Source organism: Rhizobium sp. YTU87027 (genome assembly GCF_050644135.1).
Classification (GTDB): domain Bacteria; phylum Pseudomonadota; class Alphaproteobacteria; order Rhizobiales; family Rhizobiaceae; genus Rhizobium.
Genome location: NZ_CP098443.1, coordinates 640,690 through 666,713, shown reverse-complemented (window position 1 = coordinate 666,713; position 26,024 = coordinate 640,690). Strand labels below are relative to the sequence as shown.

At 58.2% G+C, this 26,024-nt stretch carries 25 protein-coding genes and 3 pseudogenes; 5 read left to right on the top strand and 23 right to left on the bottom strand.

The window, feature by feature from the left end; genetic code table 11:
- Positions 1–39: 39 nt before the first annotated feature.
- The 9 genes from NBG89_RS33645 to NBG89_RS33605 all read right to left on the bottom strand — a co-directional run bounded on the left by NBG89_RS33645 (position 40) and on the right by NBG89_RS33605 (position 7,636).
- The gene (locus tag NBG89_RS33645; protein WP_431324923.1) at positions 40–972 is read right to left on the bottom strand and encodes an electron transfer flavoprotein subunit alpha/FixB family protein; all 933 of its coding nucleotides are present in this window, start codon (positions 970–972) and stop codon (positions 40–42) included.
- 25 nt (positions 973–997) lie between these two features.
- Positions 998–1,747, bottom strand: coding sequence for an electron transfer flavoprotein subunit beta/FixA family protein (locus NBG89_RS33640; protein ID WP_431324922.1), 750 nt, complete (start codon positions 1,745–1,747; stop codon positions 998–1,000).
- Between the two features lie 236 nt (positions 1,748–1,983).
- Complete coding sequence (locus NBG89_RS33635) at positions 1,984–2,679, bottom strand: GntR family transcriptional regulator (RefSeq protein ID WP_431324921.1); 696 nt, start codon at positions 2,677–2,679, stop codon at positions 1,984–1,986.
- A gap of 97 nt (positions 2,680–2,776) precedes the next feature.
- Positions 2,777–4,147, bottom strand: a complete 1,371-nt coding sequence (locus NBG89_RS33630; RefSeq protein ID WP_431324920.1) for an FAD-binding oxidoreductase — start codon at positions 4,145–4,147, stop codon at positions 2,777–2,779.
- A gap of 85 nt (positions 4,148–4,232) precedes the next feature.
- The gene (locus NBG89_RS33625) at positions 4,233–4,991 is read right to left on the bottom strand and encodes an amino acid ABC transporter ATP-binding protein (protein ID WP_431324919.1); all 759 of its coding nucleotides are present in this window, start codon (positions 4,989–4,991) and stop codon (positions 4,233–4,235) included.
- A complete protein-coding gene (locus NBG89_RS33620) occupies positions 4,991–5,302 on the bottom strand; it encodes an ABC transporter permease subunit (RefSeq protein ID WP_431324918.1) in 312 nt (103 codons plus the stop codon). Before NBG89_RS33620 ends, NBG89_RS33625 begins: the two co-directional genes overlap by 1 nt.
- The gene (locus NBG89_RS33615; protein WP_431324917.1) at positions 5,199–5,726 is read right to left on the bottom strand and encodes an amino acid ABC transporter permease; all 528 of its coding nucleotides are present in this window, start codon (positions 5,724–5,726) and stop codon (positions 5,199–5,201) included. Before NBG89_RS33615 ends, NBG89_RS33620 begins: the two co-directional genes overlap by 104 nt.
- Positions 5,727–5,767: 41 nt before the next feature.
- Positions 5,768–6,646, bottom strand: coding sequence for a substrate-binding periplasmic protein (locus NBG89_RS33610; protein ID WP_431324916.1), 879 nt, complete (start codon positions 6,644–6,646; stop codon positions 5,768–5,770).
- A 78-nt stretch (positions 6,647–6,724) separates the two neighbouring features.
- The gene (locus NBG89_RS33605) at positions 6,725–7,636 is read right to left on the bottom strand and encodes a dihydrodipicolinate synthase family protein (protein ID WP_431324915.1); all 912 of its coding nucleotides are present in this window, start codon (positions 7,634–7,636) and stop codon (positions 6,725–6,727) included.
- A 571-nt stretch (positions 7,637–8,207) separates the two neighbouring features.
- Here NBG89_RS33605 and NBG89_RS33600 point away from each other — a divergent pair.
- Positions 8,208–9,725, top strand: coding sequence for an aldehyde dehydrogenase family protein (locus NBG89_RS33600; protein ID WP_431324914.1), 1,518 nt, complete (start codon positions 8,208–8,210; stop codon positions 9,723–9,725).
- 750 nt (positions 9,726–10,475) lie between these two features.
- On the opposite strand, the gene NBG89_RS33595 is transcribed toward NBG89_RS33600, so the two are convergent.
- The 7 genes from NBG89_RS33595 to NBG89_RS33565 all read right to left on the bottom strand — a co-directional run bounded on the left by NBG89_RS33595 (position 10,476) and on the right by NBG89_RS33565 (position 16,477).
- Positions 10,476–11,681, bottom strand: coding sequence for a M20 metallopeptidase family protein (locus tag NBG89_RS33595; protein ID WP_431324913.1), 1,206 nt, complete (start codon positions 11,679–11,681; stop codon positions 10,476–10,478).
- Positions 11,682–11,790: 109 nt separating this feature from the next.
- A complete protein-coding gene (locus tag NBG89_RS33590) occupies positions 11,791–12,987 on the bottom strand; it encodes an alpha-hydroxy acid oxidase (protein ID WP_431324912.1) in 1,197 nt (398 codons plus the stop codon).
- A 95-nt stretch (positions 12,988–13,082) separates the two neighbouring features.
- Positions 13,083–13,436 carry a RidA family protein gene (locus tag NBG89_RS33585; RefSeq protein ID WP_431324911.1) on the bottom strand — a complete coding sequence of 118 codons (354 nt, stop codon included), beginning with the start codon at positions 13,434–13,436 and terminating at the stop codon, positions 13,083–13,085.
- Positions 13,437–13,448: 12 nt separating this feature from the next.
- Positions 13,449–14,234, bottom strand: coding sequence for an ABC transporter ATP-binding protein (locus tag NBG89_RS33580; RefSeq protein WP_431324910.1), 786 nt, complete (start codon positions 14,232–14,234; stop codon positions 13,449–13,451).
- The gene (locus NBG89_RS33575) at positions 14,231–14,914 is read right to left on the bottom strand and encodes an ABC transporter permease (protein ID WP_431324909.1); all 684 of its coding nucleotides are present in this window, start codon (positions 14,912–14,914) and stop codon (positions 14,231–14,233) included. The genes NBG89_RS33580 and NBG89_RS33575 overlap by 4 nt, the downstream gene beginning before the upstream one ends.
- Positions 14,914–15,633 carry an ABC transporter permease gene (locus NBG89_RS33570; RefSeq protein WP_431324908.1) on the bottom strand — a complete coding sequence of 240 codons (720 nt, stop codon included), beginning with the start codon at positions 15,631–15,633 and terminating at the stop codon, positions 14,914–14,916. Before NBG89_RS33570 ends, NBG89_RS33575 begins: the two co-directional genes overlap by 1 nt.
- A gap of 7 nt (positions 15,634–15,640) precedes the next feature.
- Positions 15,641–16,477 (bottom strand): transporter substrate-binding domain-containing protein, encoded by an 837-nt coding sequence (locus NBG89_RS33565; protein WP_431324907.1) that lies wholly within the window; start codon positions 16,475–16,477, stop codon positions 15,641–15,643.
- A 620-nt stretch (positions 16,478–17,097) separates the two neighbouring features.
- Here NBG89_RS33565 and NBG89_RS33560 point away from each other — a divergent pair.
- Positions 17,098–17,727: a helix-turn-helix domain-containing protein gene (locus tag NBG89_RS33560; RefSeq protein ID WP_431324906.1), complete on the top strand. Its 630-nt coding sequence runs from the start codon at positions 17,098–17,100 to the stop codon at positions 17,725–17,727.
- Positions 17,728–18,451: 724 nt separating this feature from the next.
- Here the strand turns inward: NBG89_RS33560 and NBG89_RS33555 are convergent.
- Both NBG89_RS33555 and NBG89_RS33550 read right to left on the bottom strand, forming a co-directional pair.
- A pseudogene (locus NBG89_RS33555) lies at positions 18,452–19,138 on the bottom strand (reverse transcriptase domain-containing protein); the annotation flags it as partial.
- A gap of 283 nt (positions 19,139–19,421) precedes the next feature.
- A pseudogene (locus NBG89_RS33550) lies at positions 19,422–19,508 on the bottom strand (hypothetical protein); the annotation flags it as partial.
- A gap of 607 nt (positions 19,509–20,115) precedes the next feature.
- Here NBG89_RS33550 and NBG89_RS33545 point away from each other — a divergent pair.
- Entirely contained in the window at positions 20,116–20,619 is a 504-nt protein-coding gene (locus NBG89_RS33545) for a hypothetical protein (protein WP_431324905.1), read from the top strand.
- Positions 20,620–20,705: 86 nt separating this feature from the next.
- Here NBG89_RS33545 and NBG89_RS33540 read toward each other — a convergent pair.
- Positions 20,706–20,963, bottom strand: a pseudogene (locus tag NBG89_RS33540) (hypothetical protein); the annotation flags it as partial.
- A gap of 181 nt (positions 20,964–21,144) precedes the next feature.
- Between NBG89_RS33540 and NBG89_RS33535 the strand changes: the two are divergent.
- Positions 21,145–21,372 (top strand): hypothetical protein, encoded by a 228-nt coding sequence (locus NBG89_RS33535; RefSeq protein WP_431324904.1) that lies wholly within the window; start codon positions 21,145–21,147, stop codon positions 21,370–21,372.
- Between the two features lie 578 nt (positions 21,373–21,950).
- On the opposite strand, the gene NBG89_RS33530 is transcribed toward NBG89_RS33535, so the two are convergent.
- Positions 21,951–22,130: a hypothetical protein gene (locus NBG89_RS33530; protein WP_431324903.1), complete on the bottom strand. Its 180-nt coding sequence runs from the start codon at positions 22,128–22,130 to the stop codon at positions 21,951–21,953.
- 215 nt (positions 22,131–22,345) lie between these two features.
- Here NBG89_RS33530 and NBG89_RS33525 point away from each other — a divergent pair, with 215 nt between their 5' ends.
- Positions 22,346–23,281: a HEPN domain-containing protein gene (locus NBG89_RS33525; RefSeq protein WP_431324902.1), complete on the top strand. Its 936-nt coding sequence runs from the start codon at positions 22,346–22,348 to the stop codon at positions 23,279–23,281.
- A gap of 185 nt (positions 23,282–23,466) precedes the next feature.
- On the opposite strand, the gene NBG89_RS33520 is transcribed toward NBG89_RS33525, so the two are convergent.
- The 3 genes from NBG89_RS33520 to NBG89_RS33510 are packed head-to-tail and all read right to left on the bottom strand — an operon-like array spanning position 23,467 to position 26,021.
- Complete coding sequence (locus tag NBG89_RS33520) at positions 23,467–24,267, bottom strand: ABC transporter ATP-binding protein (protein ID WP_431324901.1); 801 nt, start codon at positions 24,265–24,267, stop codon at positions 23,467–23,469.
- A gap of 1 nt (position 24,268) precedes the next feature.
- Positions 24,269–25,117 carry an ABC transporter ATP-binding protein gene (locus NBG89_RS33515; protein ID WP_431324900.1) on the bottom strand — a complete coding sequence of 283 codons (849 nt, stop codon included), beginning with the start codon at positions 25,115–25,117 and terminating at the stop codon, positions 24,269–24,271.
- Positions 25,110–26,021 carry an ABC transporter permease gene (locus NBG89_RS33510; RefSeq protein WP_431324899.1) on the bottom strand — a complete coding sequence of 304 codons (912 nt, stop codon included), beginning with the start codon at positions 26,019–26,021 and terminating at the stop codon, positions 25,110–25,112. The genes NBG89_RS33515 and NBG89_RS33510 overlap by 8 nt, the downstream gene beginning before the upstream one ends.
- Positions 26,022–26,024: the final 3 nt, after the last annotated feature.

The window sequence follows — 26,024 nt, the reverse complement described above, 5'->3', positions numbered from 1 at the left end:
CCGACCATCGACGCCCGCTGTGCGAATTACGGCGATTTGTCAGAGCACCTTCTGCAACTCCGGCAGGACATCGAAGAGATCGGCGACGAGACCGTAGTCTGCGACCTGGAAGATCGGGGCCTCCTCGTCCTTGTTGATGGCGACGATGACCTTCGAGTCCTTCATGCCGGCGAGATGCTGGATCGCACCGGAGATGCCGCAGGCGATGTAGAGCTCAGGCGCGACGACCTTGCCGGTCTGGCCGACCTGCCAGTCGTTCGGGGCGTAACCGGCATCGACTGCGGCGCGGCTTGCGCCGACGGCGGCCCCGAGCTTGTCGGCAACCGGCAGGATGACTTCCCTGAACTTCTCCGCAGAACCGAGTGCGCGGCCGCCGGAGATGATGATCTTCGCCGAGGTCAGTTCCGGATGGTCCGAAGTGGAAAGGGCGTCGGATACGTAGCGCGACAGCCCGGAAGAAAGAGCTGCCGTTGAGATATCCTCAACGGCAGCAGACGGGCCTTGGGAGGCCGGGGGAAAGGAAGCGGTGCGCACGGTGATGACGCGTCTGGCGTCGGTCGTCTGCACCGTCTGGATGGCGTTGCCGGCATAGATCGGCCGCTTGAAAGTGTCGGCCGAGACCACCTCTGTTATTTCCGAGACCTGGGCGACGTCGAGGAGAGCGGCGACCCGCGGCATGACGTTCTTGCCGGTCGAGGTGGCAGCGGCGATGATCGTGTCGTAGCTGCCTGCCAGCGAAACGATCAGCGCGGCCAGCGGCTCGGCGAGATTGTGGGCGAGGCTTGCATCCTCGGCAAGGAGCACCTTGGAAACTCCCGACAGCCTGGCGGCCTGATCGGCCGCAGCCCTGGCACCGGCGCCGGTGACGAGGATGGTGACATCGCCGCCGATCTTGGCGGCCGCCGTCAGCGTCTTGGCGGTCTGGTCGGAAAGGTGGCTGCCGTCGTGGTCAGCCAGAAGAAGAATGGCCATGGATATATCTCCCTTTCTCGGAACCTTAGAGGACGCCGGCTTCGACTTTAAGCTTCTCAACCAGCTCGGCGACCGACTTGACCTTGACGCCGGCCTTGCGGCCCGATGGTTCCTCGGTCTTCAAGACCTTCAGGCGCGGCGCGGTGGAGACGGAAAAATCGGCAGGAGCTTGTCTGTCGAGCGGCTTCTTCTTCGCCTTCATGATGTTCGGCAGCGAGGCATAGCGCGGCTCGTTCAGGCGCAGGTCCGAGGTGACGACGGCGGGCAGCTTGATCTCGATCGTCTGCAGGCCGCCATCGACTTCGCGCGTCACCTGAGCCTTGCCGTCACCGATCTCGATCTTCGAGGCGAAGGTCGCCTGGGCGAGCCCAAGCAGTGCCGCCAGCATCTGGCCAGTCTGGTTGCTATCGTCGTCGATCGCCTGCTTGCCGACGATGATCAAGCCCGGCTTTTCGATGTCGGCGACAACCTTTAGGATCTTGGCCACAGTGAGCGGCTCGACGGCGTCGTCGGTCTCCACCAGGATCGCCCGGTCGGCACCCATGGCGAGCGCGGTGCGCAGCGTCTCCTCCGCCTTGGCCGGACCGATCGACACGACGATCACCTCCTCGGCCTTGCCGGCTTCCTTCAGCCTGAGCGCCTCCTCGACGGAAATCTCGTCGAAGGGGTTCATCGACATCTTCACACTGCCGAGGTCTACGCCGGAGCCATCAGCGAGGACGCGCACCTTTACGTTTGAGTCGATGACTCGCTTCACGGGCACCAGGATTTTCATGAGCTAACCTTTGTCAGAGCTGAGCATCGTAGGTCGATACAAACTTTGCATAAATTCTGCAATGTTGTTGACCGAGTCAAGCCTTTTGTTGATGTCACGTTCAAATGAGTTCTGGTTTTTGCGGCGATACGAAGCGACGAACACCAGTCGGCGTCGAGAAAGGCCGAACCGGCTGTTGATTGCCCGACATGGTTATTCGGTTATAGGCGTCGCACTATCGACAGGGTTGCTAAGCTTCAGACTTCCAAGTCTGGATCGACCTCGGTGAGGAACTTGCCATGGACGAGAAGGAACTCTAGGCCCGAACGGATGTCACGTGATATTGCGGCACTCGCGGCGTCGGCATCCCGCGCGACCAGCGCGTCGACCGCCTCCTCGCAGTATGATTCTGCTCGAACTTTGCTCGGATCGACAGTCAACTGACGTAGGAATGGTCCGCACTGGAGCCAGAGCAACTCGATATGGTTGCGCAAAGTCTCGGAACTGCAATATCGGTAGATTCCGAATTTGAGCTTTTGGTTGAAATCGAGATACTCCTCGAGATCGTTGTCGCTCAATGCCTTTGTCAGCCCATCGGACGCCCGGCGAAGCTCGTCCAGACCCAACCTGTCGATACGATGGCAGGCCTGGAACGTAGCGTGCCCTTCCAGTAGCGCTCGGAGTTCCATCACTTCCTGAAATCGTTGGCGAGTGGCAACTGGGACCGCAAATGTGCCGTTAGCCTTTTGAACGAGCGCCCGCTCTGCAAGTAATCTCCCCAACGCGGCACGCGCCGGCATCTCACTGGTACCTAGTGCCTTGCCTACCATTCGACCGCTTATCTTCTGGCCGGGTTCGAAGCCGCCCCGCATAAGAACGGAGCGGAGCTGTTCGTACACCTTGTCTTGCATCGACTGGAAGTCGATTGGCTCTAGCGGCAGTCCTGTCTTCATCAGTGTTCTCAATCAGGCTTCCAAATCGGGGTAATAAGACCAGAAGGGAGTTTTGGTCGACCAGTCAAGCCAAACGATACCGCAAGGCCTGCTGCGGTCACGGCAGGAGCTTGCCTGGGTTCATGATGTTGCCCGGATCGAACGCGCGCTTCAGCGTGACCATCGTGCCGAGCGCATCGCCATGCTCCCATTGCATGTATTTTGTCTTACCATAGCCGATGCCGTGCTCGCCGCTGCAGGTGCCCCCTAACCGAAGTGTTCGCTCGATAAGCCGGTCGTGGATTTCCTCTGCAAGTTCGAACTCCGCATGGTCGTCGGGATCGATGACCATGCCGAGATGGAAGTTGCCGTCACCGACATGACCTATAACACTCACGAAGAAAGGAACGCGCTCCAAGTCCTCCCTCGTCGACCTTATGCATTCCGCCAGCTTGGAAATTGGCACGCATGCATCCGTCCCGTAGACACGGGAGTTGGGACGCATTGCCAATAGCGCGTAGTGCGCTTCGTGCCTTGCATGCCAAAGCCTGTTGCGCTCCTCGATGTCCGTCGACGATAAGAGCGGCGCGCCTGAGTGAGATGCAATAAGGCCCGACACCTGTTCGATCTGGTCTGCGACCGACACTGGCGATCCGTGAAATTCGAAAAACAGCGTCGGGGCGACGGGAAGGTCGAGCTTCGAGAAGCGATTCACGGCCACCATCGTCTGCTCGTCGAGAAACTCTACGCGGGCAAGAGGCATGCCAAGCTGTACGGCTTCCGTTACCAGTGAAACGGCCGCTTCCACGGTAGGGAAATGAGACACGCCCGATGCGATCGTTTCCGGCAGACCGTAAAGTTTAAGCGTAACTTCGGTAATCAGGCCAAGGGTGCCTTCGCTACCGACGAACAGGCTTGTAAGGTCATAGCCCGCTGCGGACTTGCGAGCGCGCGAGCCGGTCCTGATGATGTCGCCGCTGGGAAGCACGACTTCGAGGGCGAGGACGTTCGCCTTCATGTTTCCGTAGCGGACGGCATTGGTTCCAGAGGCTCGTGTGGCGGCCATTCCTCCGATCGTGGCGTCTGCGCCGGGATCGACCGGAAAGAACAACCCCGTGTCGCGGAGATAGGTATTTAGCTGCTTTCGCGTGACGCCTGGGCCGACTGTCGCGTCGAGATCCGCTGCATTGACGGCGTGGATCTCATTCATTTTGCTCAGGTCTACGCAGAGCCCGCCATGGAGAGCCGATACGTTGCCCTCAAGCGAGGTACCAGCTCCCCAGGGGATGACCGGAATTCCGGCGGCACTGCACACCTTCAGCACCGCGCTGACTTCTGCAGTAGAGATTGGGAAGCCTACCGCGTCCGGCGGGGCCTCTGGCAGATGGCCCTCTCCGCGAGCGTGTTGCTGTATCATCGACGGGTTGACGCTGAACCGGTCGCCTAAAATGTCGACCAGCTTCGCTTTAACGGAGTCTTCGATTTTCATCCTGTTTGCTTTCGATCATGGACACATTGACGTCTGAATGGCGTTCCCTGCGTTATGCCTGATGGGGACGTCAGGAGTGCTTTCGCTACCTGCGGCTCAAGCTGCGGAGGAAGCCTTCCTTGCGAGGACTGGTGGTGACGTCGAAGAAGGCTGCCGGTGGCGAGTCTTCGATGACCACTCCGCCCTCGAGAAAAACGATCCGGTCGGCGACTTCTCGGGCGAAGTTCATCTCGTGTGTCGCGATGATCATAGTCATGCCATCGTTGCGCAGTTCCCTCATCACGGAGAGGACCTCATGGACAAGCTCCGGGTCCAGTGCCGATGTAGGTTCATCGAAAAGCATAGCCTCCGGCTTCATCGCGAGCGCTCGCGCTATGGCGACGCGCTGCTTCTGGCCGCCCGAGAGTTCTTCGGGGTAATGATCATGTCTTTCGGCGAGGCCGACACGCTTGAGAAGCGCGAGCGCAGTTTCCTGGGCTTCGCGCTTGCTGACGCCTAGGACCTGCACCGGACCTTCCATGACGTTTTGAAGCGCGGTCATGTGTGGGAACAGGTTGAAATCTTGGAAGACCATCCCGAGGCGTGCACGAACTTTTGCGATCCGCACTTGACTGTGCGGCCTGAGGCCCGTCGACGTCTCGTCATAGTAGACCTTTTCCCCGTCGAGGTAGATCTCGCCAGCCGTCAAGGATTCGAGGTTGTTGACACACCTCAGCAGGGTGGACTTTCCGCTCCCGGAGGGGCCGACCAAGCAAACGACTTCGCCTTTACGAATGTCCAGTGACACGCCATTGATCACGGACAGCGTTCCGTAGCATTTCTGCAAGTTCTTCAGATTGATCATCAGACTGCTCCCCCCGTTGGTATCGCGTCGATGTTCAACGGGCGGGCCGGGCCGCGAGGCCTCCGCGCCCTTGTCTGCCGCTTCTCGAGATATCGGACGAGCAGTGCGGCCGGGAAACCAGCAGCGAAATAGAGGATACCCGTCACGGTGTAGACAGTGAAGTATTGGAATGTCGACGACGACACGAGATTGCCGGTGTAGAGGAGCTCATTCACTGTAACCACGGATGCCAGCGCCGTGTCTTTGAAGAGCGCAATGAAATAGTTTCCAAGCGTCGGCGTCACGATCCTGAAAGCCTGCGGCAAGATCACCCTGATAAAGGCTTTTCTGGGCGTCATGCCGAGAGCCGGCGTTGCGCTGGCCGTCCGGCACGGACTTGATGCCGCCCCTGTACACTTCGCTCAGGAAGGCTGTGTAGTTGATCGTTAACGCTACCACTGCCGCGGCGAACGGGTCGAGCTGCAAGCCGGCGGACGGTAGCACGTAATAGACGTAAAACAACTGCAGGATTAGCGGCGTGCCGCGGATAATCTCGACGAACGCCTCAAATGGAAGGCGCACTGCCAGGTGCTGCGATGTTCGGATCAGCGCCAATGGAATCGCCAGAACACCGGCGAGCACGATCACGATGAGTGTCAGCAATACGGTGTTGCCGAGTCCTTGCAGAAGCACGAACCCGTAGGTTCGAATTACATCGAGGTTCAAAAGTTCCATTTTTGTCTCGATGACGAACATCGGCCGGAGGTCGCCGGCCGATGTCGACGTCGCTCCTTGGATTAGTTCGTTTGCAGGGGGAAGACGAAGAGGTTCCGGTCGGAAAGACCGTTCCTATTCAGGATCTCAGACATCGCGCCCGATGCCCTCACTTCTGCGAGTGATTGGTCGAATGCGGCCCGAAAACTGCAGTCTTCCTTACGAAGGCCGAAGCGCGCGTATCCGTATCCGTTCTTCAGGAGGTCGTCCGGGATCGCAAAATTTGAGAGAGCTTCGACCTTTGCGTCCGGGTTGGCTTTCTTGAATTCCGCTGCTAGAAGATCGTACTCCAGAACGACGTCCACCTTGTCCTGCTGGATCGCAGCAAACTCTTCGGCGTAGCTCTGGTAGCGGGTCGCGGCAACGCCCACCTTCTTCAGGTACTCGTCGGTGCCGGTGCCGAGAAGCACGCCGACGCGCAGCTTTGACAGATCGGCAAAGGATTTCACGCCCTTGGGATTACCGGCTTGCACCACCACTGCCGGTCCGTACCACCATACCGGTCCGCTGAACGCGATCGTCTTCATGCGCTCCGGCGTCACATGGATGTCGGTAACGACCATGTCGATGCGCTTAGAAAGCATCGACGGGATGAGAGAATTGAAGGCACCGGCTTCGTAAGTGATCTTCGTGATGCCCATGTGCTTAAGCACCTCGGCATGCATTTCGACGTCGATCCCGATAGGTTTGCCCGTCGCCGGATCAATCCCTGACCACGGCATGGCGGCGGCTACCCCGAGTTTCACACCATTATCGACGGCGCGCTGATAGGAGTTGTCGGAGCATACAGAATAATCTGCCGGAAGCTCGTAATAGGGCTCGGCGGCATGAGCAGTGAAGCCAAAGGCTCCGGCGAACGCGACTGCAGTACAAATGGAATGAATGTTAGCTTTAGGCGACATTCCTCTTTCTCCAGTTGATTATGTTCCCCGTTCATTTCCCGCACGGGATTGAACTTGCTTGTAGTGAGACACGCTCTCCTAGCCGGCGAGCGCGTTCTCGTAAGCGAGCAGGTCGGTCAGTTGCTGTCGCATGTTGCCCACAAGCGCCGCTTCGGGCGCCCTGTTCGGTAGACGGACAGGACCGACGTCGAGGCCTGTGAGAGCCTGTGCTGCCTTCATTGGACCGGGATTTGGCTCCGCGTAGACGTTGACGAGGAAATCGTGAATGCGCGCGATGTGCCGCTGCGCGAGCTTGAGATCACCGGCGCGTGCCGTCTCCATGATCTGCACCCAGGTCCTGGGCAGTATGTTCGTTGAAGCCAGGACGCCGCCGACGGCGCCGAGAGAAGTCTGCACCGCGAAGAGATGCTCGTCGCCCGACATGATGGCGATCTTGTCTCCTACGAGTTGCACAAGGCGTGTGAACGCCGCCTGGTCCGGATTCGAAGCCTTCATCGCGAAGATCGAACCGTCGTTCGCGATATCGAGCACGGTATCCGGACTCGTGGTCACCAAAGTCAGATAGGGGATGTCGTATAGCATGACTGCTTGGCCCACTCCGTCGGCCACCGCCTTGTAGAAATCGCGGATACCTGCCTGGCTCGGAGCGGTGCCGTACGGCGTAATGACCATCAGCCCGTCGGCTCCCGCGTCGAGGAAGGAGCGTCCCAACGCCAGCGTATCCAGTAGGCCGGGCGTGGTGACGCCGGCGACAACCGGAACCCGGCCCGCGGCAGCCTCGACCGTGGCCCGGACCACCTCGACTCTTTCGGAAGCTGAAAGGGCGGACGCTTCACCTGTCCCGCCGACCGCGACGAGACCAGAGATGCCTGCCTTAAGTTGGCTCTCGACCTGCGAGCGGATCAGCGACAGGTTCAACGACCCATCCGGATGCATCGGTGTCGTCGTAGCGGTGTAAAGGCCTTGGGTGGTTGTTTTCGTAAGGGTCATGGCTCGTCTCCCATCGCATTTGAGTGCGTCCAACAGTGGCTTTAGACGCTGCATGGGCGAATTTCAGAGCTTATCCAAAACACGTTGTCAATACTGTGATCAGCGATCTGCGATCGCACTTTATGGTAAAGAGTATGACGATTCTTCGAAGCCCGTTGTTTTTCCGACTGAAAACCTGAAACTCGCGCCGTTAAAAAAAACGTATTGAATGTTGAAAATATTTGACATAGCGTTGCGACGCTGGCGACCGCGCTGTTGAACTCAATCGGACGCGGAGTGTCGCACGACTTTCACCATGGACAATTTTGCCGAAGCCTTCACGGTCGGGTCGGACGGCGAAGCTGTGCCTTCTCGCCCACCTTAGCCAAGGCTGAAGAGATGACCTCAGTTTCTAACGGAACGAAAGAAGCCTGCGGCGCAGCATCGCGAAAACTCTAAACCTAAGGGCCGTCGAACGAGCGAGGAGAAGTTCGACGCTCCGCCTTTGAAGAATTGCCACCAGTAAGCCTTGGGTAACTCGTGGCTCGAACCATAGCTCCGGCTTTCATGCTTGAGCCAACTAGGAGAAAACATGTCCCTTCATCAGGAGTTCGATCGCCTTTCCGGCAAGCTATATGTGGACGGTGCTTACCTAAAGAGTGGCGCCACCGAACGCATTGCAGTCATAGATCCGGCGACCGAAGATCGGATCGGCGAAATCGCAAACGCCACGGAACAAGAGGTGGAGAATATCATCGACATTGCCAACTCAGCCCGCAAGGCTTGGCTGGCGATCGATCCCCGCACGCGCTCCACCATGCTGCACGAAGTGGCTGCAAAGATCCGTCGTGACAAGGCGATCTACGGGTACTTCATGACCCGTGAGGAAGGTAAGCCGTTCAAGGAGTCCGTCGACGAGACGTCGTGGTGTGCTACCGCAATCGACTATTATGCCGAGCTCGGACGGAACGACGTCGGCAGAATCGCAGGCACCACCGTTCCAGGCCAGTTCCATTTCTCCGTCAAGGAACCGCTTGGCACAGTCGTGATCATCCTTCCATTCAACTTCCCTCTGGTCCTGCTGTGCTGGGAACTTGCGGCCGCTCTTGCTGCCGGAAACTCAGTGATCATCAAGCCGCACGAGCAGACGAGCATCACGACGTTGAAGTTCGCGGAGGTGTTCAACGACCTTCCGAGTGGCCTGGTTCAAGTCGTGACCGGCGGCCCTCGCGTGGCTCAGCATCTCGTGCGAAGCAAAAAGACGCATTGCGTTGCCTATACAGGCTCCGTTCCGATCGCACAGGAGATCATGAAGGTATGCGCCGACACCTTCAAACCGGCGCTGATCGAAGCATCAGGCAACGACCCATTCATCGTCATGCCTTCGGCGCCGATGGACGTCGCTGTGCGAGCTGCCGCCTTCGCCGCCTACCTGAATTGCGGTCAGGTATGCACATCTGCGGAACGCTTTTACGTTCACGACAGTATTCACGACGAATTCGTCGAGCGCCTAGTTGCGGAAACCCGGAAGCTGCGCATTGGCAATGGTCTGGAGAACGTCGATATCGGGCCAATGGCCACCCACCGTCAACGGGACCGCTTCGAGGCTCTGCTTGCGCGTGCTCGACAGGAAGGCGCGACATTCGCCACCGGTGGCGGCCGGCCGAACGGACTGAACCATGGTTGGTTCATCGAACCTGCGGTCCTGACGAACGTCTCCCCGGAATCGGAGATTTTGAACGGCGAATCCTTCGGTCCGGTAGCGCCGATTTGCCGGGTCAAGAGCTTCGATGAGGCTCTTGAGCTCGCGAACCGTTCAGATTTCGGTCTTGGTGCAAACCTCTACTCCCGTGACATGGGCGAAATGATGCGCGCGGTCAGCGAAGTCGAATCCGGTATGCTGTGGATCAATGCGCCGATCCTCGACAACGACGCCCTGCCCTTCGGCGGGCGAAAGCTCTCGGGCGTAGGTCGGCAGCTCGGACCCGAAGGCCTGGCGCAGTTTCAGTCTTCGAAGTACGTGGTGATCGATCCGGCCGCCGCGCCGCAGGATTTCTGGTGGTTCCCGTACCCTAACGCGGAAAGCTACGATAAGACAAAGGTAGAATAAAAGGCTCAGATGTCGTCCGCCCATGTTGCGGTCGATCACTTTGCGGCTGCCGCAGCGTGCTCCCCTGATTGCGCCGTGGCCCTGCCGTCTGCTTGGAAGTTGAGTTTGTTCAAAGGTTTCGTCCGGTACGGTTCGATTTCCCCGTTCGCCCGGATGCGCCGATCGTCGAGGCATCCGGGCGGCCCTGGGAGGACGCCACAACAGCGCGGCTGGACCCTAGTTTGCCGACCAAGTCTGCAGCCGTTAGGTCAGCCTGTCGTTGTTTTCCACACAGAACTGCCTGTTCGGTGGAATGGAGACTTCGAGGTTCTTCAGGTTCGAGGGTCGGGTCCCCAGATTCCGACGGCCCGACATCGTGAGGAACTCGCCTTTCGCGATCGAAAGGTCTAACCCTTCCTCGATCAGGGGTGGCACCGTCGTGACTTTTGGTGACGCCCTAGAAACGAACAGACCCTGGCTGGAGCTCTCTGTCGAACATCTCAAGCTCCCGGAGCGCGCAGGACTATCCGTTTGCCGACCGTCATCATCCGCTGCTCTTATCTGCTCGGACTAGTTCGAGCCGTGTTCCCGTAGCGAAAACCTTCCATATGCAATTCGTCAACGTCCAATCGGCAGTTAAAGCTCCGTCTCTGCATGCACGAAAGGACGACAAGCTCAGAAGGAGAAAGGCAGCCCTCACCCATTGGGTGACGACTGCCTCGTATTCCGTGTACTTTCCGAGCTCTGCTCGTGGAGCCGTCAGCTTATTCCCTAGGAAAGCAGCTCCACGGCCATCCTTGTGATGACCTCTGCGCTCCTTGCGATGCAAGCCTCGTCCGGCTGGTAGTCCGAGTTATGCAATCGATCTGCTCGGCCGGGCTGGCTGGACCCGATGTTGATATGGATCGCAGGCATCCGCTCCGAGAAGTAGGCGAAGTCCTCGCCTCCGAAATCGCGACCGACTTCAATGAGCGGCGCCTCGCCGAACTGGTGCGTAAAGGCCTCCGTCGCGCGCGTTACGAGACCCTCGTCGTTCATAACACCCGGCACGCCACGGACATAGTCGATATCCACCGCGACGTTCATTGCCTGCGCGGCGCCGTTACAGATCCTTCGGAATGAGCCTTCGACGATATCTCTTGCCTCGGGGCTTCTGCATCTTACGGTTCCTTCGAAGATGCATGCGTCCGGGATGATATTCTGTGTCCTACCGCCATGAATTGACCCAACAGTGAGAACGGCTGAGTTTGACGGATCGACCTGGCGAGATATGACCGTCTGAAGCTGCGCGATCATGTAAGCGGCGGCTACGATCGGATCCTCCGCCAGATGCGGTCGTGCTGCATGTCCCGAAACGCCGCGTACAATGACCTGGAACTCATCGCTCGATGCAGTACTGGCCCCCCGCGTTAGCTGCACCCGTCCGGCCGGAAGGTCGGGCATGTTGTGAAATCCGATGGCGAAGTCAGCACCTTCCGCGGCGCCGTCCTGGATCATTGCAGCAGCGCCACTGTCGGCAATCTCCTCAGCGGGTTGGAAAACAAGACGCACATTACCGCGCAGACGAGGTCTCAGAGCCGTAAGAGCTTTTGCGGCGCCAAGCAAAGAGGCCGTATGAAGATCATGCCCGCACGCGTGCATGCTTCCTTCCACCGTGGATGCAAATGGCAAGCCGGTCGCCTCCTCGATCGGAAGCGCGTCCATGTCTGCTCTGATTATCACGCACGGCCCTGGGTGCTGGCCGGCAATTTCTGCGACCACTCCGCTGCGCCCGACGCCCGTCTTCACAGGCAGTCCCAACGCTGTCAACTCATCCGCCACGATCTTTGCGGTTCGCGTTGTCTCGAAACCCAGTTCAGGATGTGCGTGCAGATCGCGCCTAATTTCGATTAGCCGAGGTTCTACATCTGAAACCAGTTCCGAGATGCGCGGACCGATATCGTTCAGTAGTTCGACGTTCGGTTGATCACTGGACATGAGATCACTCCCTCTTGTTCATTGGTCGAATTCTTGGCACGAATGGATGCACGGCCGTCCAGAAGGCGCCGCCACCACGTCACAGGCTCTGCATGGGCGTGAACAAGCGTCAGTAGGTGCCGCGATGGAGCATCTTCTCTTCGATTTCGGCCACCGACCGGCAACCGCTCAGGTCCATCGTGAGGCCGATTTCGTCGGTAAGGATTTGCATCATCTGCATTGCACCCTTCCGACCGGCGGCCGCGGTGCCGTACAGCATGCTGCGTCCCACCAAGACGGCATTTGCCCCTGACGCGATGAGCTTGAAGACATCGCTGCCACGCTGCACCGAGCTGTCCGCGAGAATGGTTACGTCGTTGCCGACGGTTTCGGCGATCTCCCGAAGCACCTCGATCGGCGAAACCGCGCTATCGAACATACGACCGCCGTGGTTTGAGACCACTATGCCTTCGGCGCCAATATCCCTTGCTGCAATTGCGTCTTCGGTGCGCAGCAGTCCCTTGACGATCAGATTGCCCTTCCAGTGGTCGCGGACACGACGCACATGGCCCCAATTGAGGTTCGGCATCAAATTGAGGGACGGCCCTCCCCCACGCTTCAAAAGGTTCGTCCTGTACTCTGGAGGATAATTCGCAAAGTTCGGCAGTCCCGTCGTCGCAAAATAACGTCCCAGCACACCCAGGGCCCAACCTGGGTGCCTCGCGACGTCGAATACATTCTTGGTCGAAAAACGGAATGGAATATCGAAGCCGTTCCGGTGGTTGAATTCTCTTTTTGGCATCACCGCGGTGTCCGCGGTGAGCACCAGGGTGCGCGCGCCCTTCGACCACGCACGATCCATCAATTCGTAAGAGAGTTCTTCCTTGTCCCAGATGTAGAGCTGAAACCAGACGGGGGCCGAGCTTGCTTCCGCTATTTCTTCGACCGAAGAAATCGCCTCCGTGGCAGCACAATACGGTATGCCGAAATCGGCAGCGGCTTGGGCGAGTTCAATCTCTCCACGATAGCGCACTAGGCCGGCGAATGCCGTCGGCGTAACGACGATAGGCGAAACATATTCGACGCCAAAGAGATTGACGGAAGTCGACCGCGGGGTTGCGTCGCCTTTCAATACCGAAGGCCTGATCTTTACACGATCAAATCCGACCCGGTTCGAGGTCAAGGCCCGCTCGTCCTCAGTCCCCCGGTCTATGTATTCAAAAATCCCTTTCGGAAGCCGCCGCTTGGCTATTGCGCGAACCTCTGAAAAGTTCTGGAAGTCCAGTGAGTCACCCAACCTGTAATTCCTATTCTCGTATGTAGCCATTGCTTATGATGGCGTCCCAACCTAGGATCCGACCAATCGAAAAAGCTCTGGCACTGCAGCCCGGACGCCCTGTCCCGGCGGGATAGATTCTACGCCTAGAGCTTTTCGGTGGCGATGACGGAAATCTCAACCAACACATCGTCGACCAAGCTCGCGCACACTGTCGTACGAGCAGGAAACGGCGCCCTCAGCGCGCGCGCGTACTCCTCGTTGAACCCAGCGAAATCCGCAGCGTTTGTCAGGTGCACTGTGGCCGAAACTATGTGAGCAAGATCCGAACCCTCGGCCTTAAGGGTTCGCTCGATACGCTCCATGGTCAGGCGGGTCTGAGCCGCGATGCCTTCCGGCGCGTTACCGTCATCGTCAACGCCCACTTCACCCGATAGGAACAGTAGTCCCGCGGCACGTCGGAGCGGCGAATATGGATAACCGTTTTCTAGCGCTGACATCTTATGCCGAACCTACCTGTTTCTCTGGAAGTGGCTACCGATGAACTCTCTGCATCGGCTGGAGTCGGGGTTTGAAAAGACCTTCTCCGGAGTTCCATCCTCTTCGATCTGCCCCTGATGCAGGAAGACGACCCGAGACGATACTTCTCGAGCAAATCCCATCTCGTGGGTGACGATGATCATCGTCCTGCCCTCCTCCGCGAGACTGCGGATGACCTTGAGCACGTCGCCGACCAATTCGGGATCCAAGGCGGACGTCGGTTCGTCGAAGAGAATGGCCTTCGGGCGCTGCGCAAGTGCACGGGCGATCGCGACGCGCTGTTGCTGACCGCCGGAGAGGTGCGTAGGCCACGCGTCGCGCTTATGCGCCAGACCAACCTTCTCCAGTAGAGTGATCGCCTCCTCGGTCGCCTCCCGGTGGCTCCGGCCCTGAACGTGCACGGGCGCTTCGATGACGTTTTGAAGCACCGTCCTATGTGGCCAAAGATTGAAGCTTTGGAATACGAAGCCCAGATTACGACGTAACCTGCGTGCGGTGGCATTATCCGATCTGGACAGCTTGCGACCATTGTGCAGGATGTGGTCGTCTCCAACCGTTACCTCTCCCGAATTCGGCGTCTCCAGCATCGGTATGCAACGCAAAAGCGTGCTTTTTCCCGATCCGCTCGAACCGATCATGGAAATGACATCACCGTCTCTGGCTGTCAGATCGATGCCCCGAAGAACTTCGACCGGTCCGAATGATTTGCGCAGCGCTTTGATCGCGATCGCAGGTTTTGCGTTTGTATTGTTCATCATGCCTCTCGGAACAGCCAGGGGGAAAGACGGGCTTCGATGTAGGCAAAAAGCCAGGTCACCAGAAGGGAAAGCGTAAGATAGATGAGGGCCGCGCACACGAAAATCTCGATCGCGCGCCATGTCTCTCGAACAGCGGCGCTTGCAATTCCGGTGACCTCCATCAGCGTGATCGTGGAGACCAAGGCCGTACCTTTAAGCATCGCCACAACCTCGTTCGAATAAGCGGGCATCGCCTGCCTCAAGGCGATCGGAAAGCTGATCCGCCGGAAGGTACCCCAAGGCGTCATACCAACGACCTTGGCCGCTTCGTACGATCCAGAAGGAACTGCTCGAAACGCTCCGCGCAAAATCTCGGACGTGTACGCCGCATCGTTAAGGATCAGCGCCAATAACCCGCACCAGTACGGCTCGCGGAGAAAGGTCCAAAGAAAGCTGTGTCGGATAAATGGGATCGCGCTGAGCCCATAGTAGATCACAAAAATCTGAATCAGCAGTGGTGTGCCGCGAAACAGGAATACGTAGGCCGAAGCGATCGCATTGCCGACGAGCGTCGACCTCATCGAATTCAGGATAAGCGCTAGAACCCCACCGCCGATCAACGAGACGATAGTGAGGTTCAAGGTCAGCGGGACGCCGGACAGGAGCTTGTAGAAGATGTCGGATAGGAAGGCGATATTCATTACGCGGCCTTCCCTTTCTCGCCATGTCGAACCGACCGCTCGGCTGCACGCGTGATCTGCTCGGAGAGCGTCGTGATGATAAGATAAAGGGCAGCACCTGCCCCTGCGAACAGGAGATACTCACGCGTGGAGCCGGATGCGACGGCAACCTGACGCATGATTTCGACTAGACCCGTGACAGAAACCACTGCCGAGTCCTTGACGACGCCTTGCCATTGGTTGCCCAGACCGGGAATTGCAGTGACGAGAGCCTGGGGCACGATCACCCTTCGAAACAGCGTCAACCGTGTCATTCCAACAACTGACCCGGCCTCGATTGTCCCCTTCGGAACAGCCTGATAGGCGCCCCGCAGGACCTCAGACTGACTTGCCGAAGAGATCAAACCGACAGCTAGCGCGCCTGCTACGAACCCGCTCACTTCGAACGGTCCAGGAATTCCGACCGCCGTTCCAATCGCTGTCAGGAACTGACGTCCGCCGAAAAAGAAAAGGTAGATCACCAGAATGTCCGGAACGCCACGGAAGACACTCACGTAGGCCGAGGCCAGTGCTCTCACAGGCCCCGAACCAGAAACCCTTGCCCAAGCAACAAGGGTTCCAACGAGAAGACCGACAAGGAAGGCGACCGTCGAGACCGCGAGGGTCATTAATCCGGCCTGGAGGAGGAGCGACCCCCATCCTCCAGCTCCAAAGCCCACAAGGGACAATTTCTCAATCATGACGAACTCAGCGCGTGGGGGACAGATCGCGACCGAACCACTTCTTCGTGAGCTCGGAAAGACTGCCGTCTGCGGTCATCTGCTTCAGCCCTTCGTTGATCGGGCCGAGAAGCGCGGTGTCTCCTTTTCGAACGACGATACCGGGGCCGAGACCCAAAGTACCGCCGACGTATCCAGGACCGGTTACTTCAGCGGTGTCCTTGTTCTTGTCGACGAAGTCAGCGAGGCTTGTGTCCGCAGCCACCACGGCATCCAGGCGACCGCTGGCCAGGTCCTGATATGCTTGCGGAAGACCGACGTACTGACGAATTTCCACGCCATTTTGTTCCAGGAACTGCTTTACGAAGTTCAACTGGGTGCTTCCGGCCTCCGCGCCGACGGTCTTGCCCTTGAGCGCCGGGACCACCTTCGTTTCGATGAAGGATTTGCCGGCCTCCTCACCGATATTGATCTTGGCGTCGCTGGTGGGGATCGAGATCCCTCCGTCTTTCTCGACGGCGAACGACGAGGCCTCTGACGTGTAGGGAAGCGAGAAGTCGACCACCTTGAGACGCTCATCCGTGATTGTGACACTGTAGATGATGGCGTCGAACTTACCGTCCATGAGGCTTTGCATCATGCCGTCCCAGGCCATCTGCCGCAGTTCGTAGTCGAACTTGCCGCGCTTCGCCAATTCCTTGAGAAGATCGATCTCAAAGCCGTAGAACGTGCCGTCTGGGTTGGTCATGTCATAGGGGGCAAAATCGCCGCCCGTCACGAACACATATTTCTTGGCGGATTCGGAGAATGCTACACTCGGTATGGCTACGCTAACCGCGGCGGCAGTCATAAGTTTTACGAACATGCTTCGGGTCATTCTCATTGAGGCGTTCCTTCCTGAAATACAGTAAGTTCGACTGAAGTTTGTGACCTCCTGTCGAGAGGTCGGCGGATACGGCACTCCTGCGACCAGTCCTTCTTGTTGAGAACTATCGGAACTGTCGTCAGTAGGTCTGAGCATTGAAGGGTAGATCTTGTAGTTCTAGCGGGCTGTCGTTCACGTCGGCCTCATTGAGGCATCGGTCGATTAGGACGGGTTTCGGTGAACGAGGATGACGATCCGCCGACAGCGCGATTTGCACTTGAAAGCACTCATCTGATGTTCCCTTTGTTTTCTGTTGTCCAAATGCGTAGTTGAATATTTCGGTACACGCAATATGTTTTTTTAAACACTACAGCATGTTTTCTTTCTGTCTCGACGACTGATCGTGCGACACTTCAAACACTACCAAGCAGGAGTTGTATCAGCGTGATTGCTCAAGAAGGGGCCGGAAACGGCCGACTCCTTCCGATATCGTCAAGTCTCTCGAGTAAGGGGTCCCACTGTTTCCAGAATGCCTTCCGTTCATTTTTTTAAACACATCGCTATTGTTCGGTAGACCCTCGACATATAGATTCGCCGGGTTCGGACAGATGGAGAAAGACGTGAAGGGATACGAGGACAACGACGTGCAGGTTGGCGGCGAGGAAACGATCGTCGGAAAACCGCGTGCGAAGAGCGATGCGACCGATCTCGCGGTAGGCGCCAGGCTTAAAGTCGTCCGCGAGCAGGCCGGGCTCTCACAAAGAGAGTTGGCGAAGCGTGCCGGAGTGACGAACTCAACGGTTTCGCTCATCGAGGCGGAGTCGCATGCACCCTCGCTCGCTTCCCTACACCGGATCCTGAACGCCATCCCGATTTCCATCGCGGACTTCTTTGCGCTGCCTGCCTCTAAGCAAAACGTGATGGTGTACGAGGCGCAGGATCTGGCCGTCGTTTCACGGGGCAAGGTTGACATGCGAGTGCTTGGCGGAGAGCGCCGCGACAAGAAGCTCCAGATGTTCGTCGAGCATTACTCGCCCGGAACCGATACGGGAAAGGTCGCGATCAAACATGACGGCGAGACCGCTGCCTGTATTCTCGAAGGCACAGTGGAGTTGGAGACGGAAGAAGGCGTCAGCCGTATTGAAGCCGGCGGAGGCTTTCAGATCTTCGGGCCGCAGCCATACCGCTTGAAGAACGTCGGCAAGACCGTCGCGGTCGTCGCTTGTGCCGTCACCCCGCCGATGATCTAGGGCTTTAGATAAAATCTTTCCAGCATGGCTATGCGGAGCCAACCCGCATTCTTGCCGCGAACTATGTAAGGCCGAGCCAATGATACCATTGGCGCGGCTTTCGATTTGATGACAAGCGGTCCGGTCAAGCTACAAGCTTGGCGCAGACGTCAAGGTCTTGTCAGCCGGTGCGATGGTCGCGACCCGCCTTGATAGAACGATAGGTACATGAACGCGATCATAGAAGTGAACGCCAGCAATCAAGAGGGTCGCGCCGAAGCCTGGGAAAATGAGATCGCCCGGCTGCTGGAGCGCGAGGGTCAGGCTATCCTGGGAAAGAGCGCCCGAACTGGGGCCGTGTCTGAACCGTGTTGAGGCAGATCCAAGTGGGGCCTAGCTCGCGTGAGCGGCGATAGAGATCAAGGAGAGCCCCGACCTGCATCTCGAAATACGTTTGACACGATCCTTTTTTGCGCCGTCAAATTCATGTGGGTCTTGATAGGATTCGAACCGCTGGCGCTTATTGTAGCTGGAGGCGCGATCGGCAAGCACCACCCGGTTCCTTTTCGAAGCGTTTTCACAAAGTCTACTCACATTTAGCATGCCTGTGCCAAACCCGACAAAAGCAGCCGGGATGGAATAGGAAAATGACAAACTCAGAAGACAGGCAAAGCATCGAACTGCCGGTGAAGCGCTTTCGATTCAATGGGCTGCGTAAGTCGAACTGGATTCCCGCACTCGGCTCCTACCTCGGGTGAGTGACGGCGAAGCGGACGCTTGGCCAGGGATGAAGAGTACGCGGTTTGGGAAGCCAGTCGCCCGAGATCAGAGCGATCCTTGTCCATGTGGTTCGGTCTTTCTGGCTGCGGCGCTCGAGCGCCCGCCGCCAGAGGTTCACCACATGGTGGTGGAATGCCGAGATTGCGCGACTGTTGGTGGGGACTGCAAAGTAGGCAAAATGCCCGGTCACCACCTGCCTCAGCCATCTCCCTTGTTCAGGGATCGACTGGTGCCATCGACGTCGTAGCTCCTCCTTGATCTCCTGGAGCTTCGCCCGCATCCGATCCCCGCGGGTCTTCCGTTGAAGCTGGAAGAGGCCGCGACGGGATCGTCCGCAGATGAGTGTGAACCCCAGGAAGGTAAAGGTCTCCGGTTTTCCGAGCCCGCGCCGCTTGCGATTGACCGCCGCAAAGCGACCAAACTCAATCAGGCGGGTCTTGACCGGATGGAGCGTCAGCATGAACTCCTCAAGCCTCGCACGCATCGCATCGAGGAAACGACGGGCGTCCTCCTCTCGCTCGAAGCCGACCACCACATCGTCCGCATAGCGCACGATGATCATGTCGCCGGTGTTCTCGCGCTGTCGCCAGCGCTTGGCCCACAGGTCGAGAACGTAGTGCAGGTAGATATTGCCAAGGAGCGGCGAAATCACTCCCTGAACGCAAAAGGTAACTTTTGTCATCCGTCCGGAATGTGCCATTTGAGTGCGGCGCGCTGCCGCTGGGCGGGATTTTGGGATGTGACGGGATCGAATGCCGGATCGTGATGGTATCGTTGTCGACCAACACTTCCTTGACCAGCAGTCGGACGACCTTCTGTCGCTCAATGATGTCCCAAGCTTGATCCTTTTGCAGACAAGCTGGCCGCCTGGCTGAAGACAGCGGCCGGGTGATGCCGTCGCTTGCCTGTGTCGTGTTCCAGGGCTGCATCCAGGGTCGCACGCCCTGTTCGAGCTCGGCGACGATCTTGTCGGTGATGCGGCTGTAGAGATCGGATCGTTGCTTTGTGGGCTGCCTCGTCATGTTTGAACCTCCGTTTGAGGTCGCGACCATCGCGACCTGCTACGGCGGTCCGAATGCCGGGCTTTAAGCGCTGGCCCGCACCCGATAGGGCCACAACGAAAGTGGAGGACGGCGAAGCCGTTGCGGGGCAGCGTGGGCCCGGCAGGACCAAAAGCCGGGGCAGGTCGCGAGGCGCGAGCGGCAAAAGAGATGGTCAACGGCAGACAGGCCAACCAAACACCGGCAGACCGGCGGAGGAGCAGTCAGGGGATTAGCTGAACACGGTCGCCCTCACCTGGCCGCCTCGCAGGAACAAAGGTTCATGGCCGCGAGAATGTTGCCGACGGCTTCGCGGAAGCGCCAGTGGAGCGGCACCTCGTGTATGGCTGGAGCATCGATTTTGGCCACGCCGCTCACTTGGTCATTAATGCGCGGGCTCCCGGTCAATCTTCCTTGACGGCGCTGGAAGCTGTTGGCGTCATTTTCCGAGCGGACGGCGAGATGGTTGATGGCGGTGCCGGCGTAAGGCTTCGGAAGAGCCCAGCCTAACACCTTTGGGTGATATTGACTCCTAAATGCAACCTGCCAACCTGCACCAATACGTTGGAACCAAGAGGAGGTTCTTGTCTTGGATGCAGCATACCCCGGGGATACAGCAAGCGTTCACGATATTCTGGCCCTGGCGTCGCACTACCGAAGGGGTGCGGTTTTGCTTGGGGAATGCTCTCCTCGGGGCAAACCGCTGTCGCATACCCCGCGCCGGCTTCTGGCTCTCCACTCGATCGAGCTTTATCTGAATGCGTTTCTGCTCGCCAAAGGAGGGCATGACCCCAAGAAGATTCGCGACCTTCAACACGACATTGGCAAAAAATCGCAAAGGGCGACCGGTGCCGGCTTGATCTTGCGCAAACGAACGGCCGAACACCTGGCGACGCTGTCCTCCAACAGGGAATATCTCGTCACAAGATACGGTCCGGAAATGACCGCCACCCTGTCGCAGGTGAACCGGGTGATGGCGACGCTGGAAGAGTTGGCGCAGAAGGTGAGGAAGGTGATAGACGGCGCTACGTCCGACTTACCACGGTCACGGTCGGCCCCTATATTGGGTTCAGGCGGTCCCTCTCGCTCCTGACCACGGATGTACTGGCACCGGCGCGGGTGATCACGGAAGGTCGGTTTGCCCGGTCTTTTTTTGTTGTCAGATTTCCTCCCTCCCGTTCACGTCGGATGCGCCTGGAGGGATGCCAAAGCGGAAGATTCCGCCTTCTTCTTCAGCTTGCGGAGGACTGGGGTTTTCTCGGCAGGGTTCTCCTGATCGTCGGGATCGTACGCGGCGCCGACCTCATCCATTCGGTGCTTTATCGCGAGCGCGTAAATGGTGTTCAAGATATTCGGATCCTTTACATGAGGATCTGTAAGCGCAAGAAGCGAGGCCCGCACAATCTTCTTGCTGCTCGCCTGGGGACAACGTCTTCGCCTCCCTGTTTGAACTTTTGTTATGACAACCTCTGTCATAAAACGTCATACGCAACAAACTGCAACGCGCAAATAAACGCTTCAGTCCCGCCATAGGGCGTAACCTCGATCCACTTGCCAGGCACTGTAATTCAAAGTTGAGTGATGCCGTTTCAGCAATGAACCTGTGACAGGAACTCAAATGGACGACGACGAACTAGGCATCATCGAGACCGAATACCATAGCGACGATATCGGGGTGATATCGAAAAACCCGCTGATTGGTGTTGTTGATCTCTGGTCCGAGGAACACGGAGCAGTCGCGTTAAAACTCGACCGCGTCGCCGCCGAAGAGCTGTTATCGGCGCTGATCCAGTTCCTTGGACAAGGCGAAGGCCAGGACGCTCCGAATATCGCGACTGTGCAATGAGCGGGTTACAGTATGCCACACAGAAACCCCAGACACGCGTCAGGCGCTCGCGGGTGACAGCGGCAAAGCTACGGATCGCGCTCGAAGGGGTCTCTTGGGCTGTGCCATTCGATGATAACTAATTGGCGTAGGCACAGGATGACTTTTCATTTCCGTAAGGCAGTACTGGTCGTCGTTTGCGGTTTCCTTCCCGGATGCTGGGAGTGCTATCCTCCCATGCCTCTGGTGCTGCGCGATTTGACGGCTTCGGAAGGCTTATGGTGGACCAACGGGTGCCCCCCTCCCAATGACCGTTCCTCCCGTCACTATAGGAGCGAAAATGAAGCCGTTTCGCCGGAACTTACACGACGAATGCGAGCGCAGTTTCCGCCAGGTAGTGACGCGGCGGCATTGGAACGATACCTGCTGGCAGAGGGATTCCTGATTTCTTCGCCTTGTGGTGAGCGTGCTCCGAGGGTCCGTCAAGCTCAGTTTCATCAAGAAGGTTGTCCGTACCCGATGAATGCCAAAATAGCTTGGGAAACAGCGGATGACGGCAAATTGGCCTGGATCAAAGGTAACGTATTTTACAAATTTCCCTAGGGAGTCAGCGCCGACAGATCGTCAAGCCCCGATCGCTTGTCGTTGCCTGCCTCAGCGCTGACCGCAGCCGAAACGGCCTTGAGATCCAGACTACCCCAGATCGAGACCGGTTTCGACGTCTGCCGCCGACGGCCGGATTTCAATTCGACAACGAAGCTTCGTTGCGGCTTTTTCATATGGTCAGAACCTTGAGCTTAGCGAGTGAGGTGACGCTGGCAAGACGCGTCGTGGCTTTGTCCTCGCCAATAGCCTCATTACCTGCATCCGTCGAGAGCGACGCCGCCAAGAGGCGCAATACGAAGGTATCGTGCCGTGAGCACATCCTTGAATTGTGCGGACGGACAAAATCCCGTAAAAGGATTTGGTGTGCAATCACCATGGAACCGCTACGATGGATGCGATTCTGACCGAAGGCTTTGACGCGGCTTTGACCCTGACCGACCATATCGAACATCTGCCGGACAGGAAGCGGCGCGAACTGGCGCGCATCCTTCAGATCCTGTTTGCCGAGGTCGAAGGCTTCCAGGCCAGCAAGCTGTCGGCCAAGCGCCATGCCGGCAGGGTCCTGAAGGTCATTCTGTATGGTTCGTATGGCCGCGGCGACTGGGTCGAGGATCACCTGAGCGGCTATCGCTCCGACTACGATCTGTTGATCGTCGTCAACAGCAAGTCCTTTGCCGAGGAGCAGGAGCTCTGGGAGAACATCGAGGAGCGGCTGTTGACGGAGCAGATCGCCCATCGCATCGAAACCCCGGTCGTGCCGATCGTCCACACGCTGGCCGATGTCAACGACCAGCTCTCCCGCGGTCGCCCCTTCTTCGTCGACATCGCCAGAGACGGCATTCCCCTCTACGAGGAGCCCGGCCATCCGCTGGCACAGCCGAAGCCACTAACGGTAGAGGATGCAAGTGCGGAAGCGAGGCAGCATTTTGAACGCTGGTTTCCGTCTGCAAGCCACAGACTCGATATTGCTGACACCGCGCTAGAGCGAAACCTTCACCTAGAAGCGGCATTCGACCTTCATCAAGCGACCGAACGACTTTACCACTGCGTGCTACTTACGTTGACCCTCTACAGCCCCAAATCTCACCGGATAAAGGTCCTGCGCTCCCAGGCCGAAGGGGTGGATAATCGGCTGGTCGATGCGTGGCCGCGTGACAGCCGGTTTTCACGGCGCTGCTTCGAGCTCTTGTCGCGGGCCTATGTCGAGGCGCGATATTCATCGAAATACACAATCACCAGCGAGGAGCTCGCCTGGCTGGTTGAGCGCGTGAGGGTATTGCAGGAGCTCGTAAAGGCAGTTTGCAGAGAACGGCTTTTCTCATAGTGGATTCAGCCGTTTGCTGCTCTTGGATATGAACCCGCAGTCAATCCACTGAAGAGCGAAACGCAATGAAAACACAAACCGACTAAAACCGAAAGAAACGCCTACCGGCCGACCCTGCGACTTGACGCCCGCGCTCGCAGAGAAACCTCGGCTTCAAACCTGCATGGGTGACGTACGTGAAGATCCTAGGTCCCGCTCGCGGCGACATGCGGCTCGACACCGCGTGTGCGGATTGGAGCAATATATCCGCGGCTCCCATCGAGTAGCATCTGCGTATAGGGGTGGCGGATGTTGTTCGACAGCAGCTGATCCTGCGTCGTAATCTCCACGAAAATGCCGTCCTTCATCACGGCGACGCGATTACAGAGATGCGCGATGACTGCCATATCGTGGCTGACGAGGATATAGGTGAGCTTCTCACGTTCGCGGAGATCCTTCAGCAGGTTCAGGATTTCGGCCTGGATCGAGACGTCGAGCGCCGAGGTCGGCTCGTCGAGCAGCAAGATGCGCGGTTTCAGGATCAGTGCTCTCGCAATGGCGACGCGCTGTCGCTGTCCCCCGGATAGCTGGTGCGGAAAACGATGCCTGAACCCGAGCGGCAGACCGACATCGCGCAGAACCTGCTCGACGCGTTCCTGCCGATTATCGAGGCCATGGATTTCAAGAGGCTCCAACAGCGTGCGCCCGATAGTATGACGTGGATGCAGGGAGCCGAAAGGGTCCTGAAATACCATCTGCTGCTTGGCGAGCTGCGCACGGGACCGCTTCGCGCCAACCACCTCGCCGTCGATCGAAACAGAGCCGCTCCAACCCTTGATGCGGCCGGCAAGCGCGCCGAGCACCGTCGACTTGCCACAGCCGCTTTCGCCAACCAGGCCGAACGTCTCGCCAAATGCGACCTCGAAGGAGACGTTCTTGACGACCTGCTTGAAGGCATTGCCGCTGCCAAAGGAAACGGCGAGGTCGTTTACCGATATGATGGACATGTCACGCCTCCGCCCAGCTTGCCTGACGTTTCAATACTTCCAGACGATCTCGCGGTTGATCAAGGCTCGGCAACGCCTCCAGAAGGCCACGGGTATAGGGATGCGTGGCCTCATCAAGCTTCGCGGCTTCGAGCGTCTCCACGATCCGGCCCGCATACATGATGATGACACGGTCGCAGAAGCTCTTCACGAGGTTGAGATCGTGGGAGATGAAGATCAAGCCGATGTTGCGCTCGGTGATCAAGTCATCAAGGATTGACAGTACCTGTTGGCGAACAGTCACATCGAGTGCCGAAGTCGGCTCGTCCGCGATGATCAGCGACGGTGAAGAAATCAGCATCATGGAGATCATGATGCGCTGGCCCATGCCGCCGGAAACTTCGTGCGGGTACAGATTGAAGACGCGCTGCGGATCACGAATATTCACTCTCTCCAGCATAGCGAGCGTGCGCTCTCGCGCCGCCTTCTTTCCAAGCCGCTCATGCAGGATGACGGTCTCGGCGATCTGCTCGCCAACGGTCATCACCGGGTTCAGCGAATACTTCGGATCCTGCAGGATCATCGCAATCCGGCTGCCACGGATCGCGCGCATATCGGCCTCGCTGGCAGCCAGGAGATCGACATCTTCGAAGCGCATCTCATCGGCAACGACGCTGGCGGTGTCCGGCTGCAGCCGCATGATCGCGCGTCCCGTCGTGCTTTTGCCTGAGCCCGATTCACCGATGATGCCCACTTTTTCGCGGCCGACATCGAAGCTGACATTCTTGACGGCGTTGACCACGCCGGACAGCGTCGGAAACTGCACCGACATGTTCTTGACCGAAAGGATCGGTTTTGACTGTTCAGGCATTGCGGGGATCCATGATGTCGCGCAGTCCGTCGCCGAGCAGGTTGAAGGCGAGACTGACCAGAAGAATGGCGATGCCGGGAACCGTCGTCAGCCACCACGCATCGAGGAGATATTGCCGGCCGGAGGCAGCCATGGCACCCCATTCGGGCATCGGTGGCTGCGCGCCGAGCCCGAGGAAGCCGAGGCCGGCCGCCGTCAGGATGACGCTCGACATGTTGAGCGTCAGGCGAATGATGATTGACGGCGCGCAAAGCGGCACGATATGGCGAAACAGAATTCGTCCCATTCCCGCCCCCTGCAACTCGGCGGCGACGACAAAATCGGCAGCGCGGAAAGTCAGCGTTTCGGCGCGGGCCAGCCGCGCGATCGGCGGCCAGACGGTAAGCGCAATGGCGATGACCGCATTCTCGATGCCCGGACCGAGGGCGGCGGAAAAAGCGAGCGCCAGTACCAGACTCGGGAACGACAGGAAAATATCGGTAATGCGCATCAGCACGACATCAACCCAGCCACCGAGATAGCCAGCGGTCGCACCGATGGCAAAGCCGATCGGCGCAACGATGATCGTGACCAGGATGCTGATGTAGAGCGTCGTGCGGGCGCCGTAGATGAGGCGTGAATAGACGTCTCGGCCGAATTCGTCGGTGCCGAACCAATTCACCAACGACGGCGACTTCAGCGCCATGGTGAGATCCTGCAGGATCGGATCGTGGTTGGCGAGCAACGGTGCGAAGATCGCAATCAGGACCAGCGCCAGCACGACGAGGAAGCCTGCGAAGGCCAATGGATTGGCGATCAGGTTCAGCCACAGGACATAGGCCTTGTGGAGACGCGCCTGATGCGTCGAGGAAAACTCCTCGCTGATCAGCCAATTGTGCAGATCGTTGAAATAACGTGTCGCCATCTT

Coding starts and splice junctions, on each gene's coding strand:
- NBG89_RS33515 (WP_431324900.1), bottom strand. CDS start 25,117: ATGCCTGAACAGTCAAAACCGATCCTTTCGGTCAAGAACATGTCGGTG.
- NBG89_RS33605 (WP_431324915.1), bottom strand. CDS start 7,636: ATGACCCTTACGAAAACAACCACCCAAGGCCTTTACACCGCTACGACG.
- NBG89_RS33615 (WP_431324917.1), bottom strand. CDS start 5,726: ATGTTCGTCATCGAGACAAAAATGGAACTTTTGAACCTCGATGTAATT.
- NBG89_RS33510 (WP_431324899.1), bottom strand. CDS start 26,021: ATGGCGACACGTTATTTCAACGATCTGCACAATTGGCTGATCAGCGAG.
- NBG89_RS33525 (WP_431324902.1), top strand. CDS start 22,346: ATGGATGCGATTCTGACCGAAGGCTTTGACGCGGCTTTGACCCTGACC.
- NBG89_RS33585 (WP_431324911.1), bottom strand. CDS start 13,436: ATGTCAGCGCTAGAAAACGGTTATCCATATTCGCCGCTCCGACGTGCC.
- NBG89_RS33610 (WP_431324916.1), bottom strand. CDS start 6,646: ATGTCGCCTAAAGCTAACATTCATTCCATTTGTACTGCAGTCGCGTTC.
- NBG89_RS33575 (WP_431324909.1), bottom strand. CDS start 14,914: ATGAATATCGCCTTCCTATCCGACATCTTCTACAAGCTCCTGTCCGGC.
- NBG89_RS33595 (WP_431324913.1), bottom strand. CDS start 11,681: ATGTCCAGTGATCAACCGAACGTCGAACTACTGAACGATATCGGTCCG.
- NBG89_RS33570 (WP_431324908.1), bottom strand. CDS start 15,633: ATGATTGAGAAATTGTCCCTTGTGGGCTTTGGAGCTGGAGGATGGGGG.
- NBG89_RS33630 (WP_431324920.1), bottom strand. CDS start 4,147: ATGAAAATCGAAGACTCCGTTAAAGCGAAGCTGGTCGACATTTTAGGC.
- NBG89_RS33520 (WP_431324901.1), bottom strand. CDS start 24,267: ATGTCCATCATATCGGTAAACGACCTCGCCGTTTCCTTTGGCAGCGGC.
- NBG89_RS33565 (WP_431324907.1), bottom strand. CDS start 16,477: ATGTTCGTAAAACTTATGACTGCCGCCGCGGTTAGCGTAGCCATACCG.
- NBG89_RS33535 (WP_431324904.1), top strand. CDS start 21,145: ATGGACGACGACGAACTAGGCATCATCGAGACCGAATACCATAGCGAC.
- NBG89_RS33640 (WP_431324922.1), bottom strand. CDS start 1,747: ATGAAAATCCTGGTGCCCGTGAAGCGAGTCATCGACTCAAACGTAAAG.
- NBG89_RS33600 (WP_431324914.1), top strand. CDS start 8,208: ATGTCCCTTCATCAGGAGTTCGATCGCCTTTCCGGCAAGCTATATGTG.
- NBG89_RS33635 (WP_431324921.1), bottom strand. CDS start 2,679: ATGAAGACAGGACTGCCGCTAGAGCCAATCGACTTCCAGTCGATGCAA.
- NBG89_RS33530 (WP_431324903.1), bottom strand. CDS start 22,130: ATGAAAAAGCCGCAACGAAGCTTCGTTGTCGAATTGAAATCCGGCCGT.
- NBG89_RS33590 (WP_431324912.1), bottom strand. CDS start 12,987: ATGGCTACATACGAGAATAGGAATTACAGGTTGGGTGACTCACTGGAC.
- NBG89_RS33645 (WP_431324923.1), bottom strand. CDS start 972: ATGGCCATTCTTCTTCTGGCTGACCACGACGGCAGCCACCTTTCCGAC.
- NBG89_RS33625 (WP_431324919.1), bottom strand. CDS start 4,991: ATGATCAATCTGAAGAACTTGCAGAAATGCTACGGAACGCTGTCCGTG.
- NBG89_RS33580 (WP_431324910.1), bottom strand. CDS start 14,234: ATGATGAACAATACAAACGCAAAACCTGCGATCGCGATCAAAGCGCTG.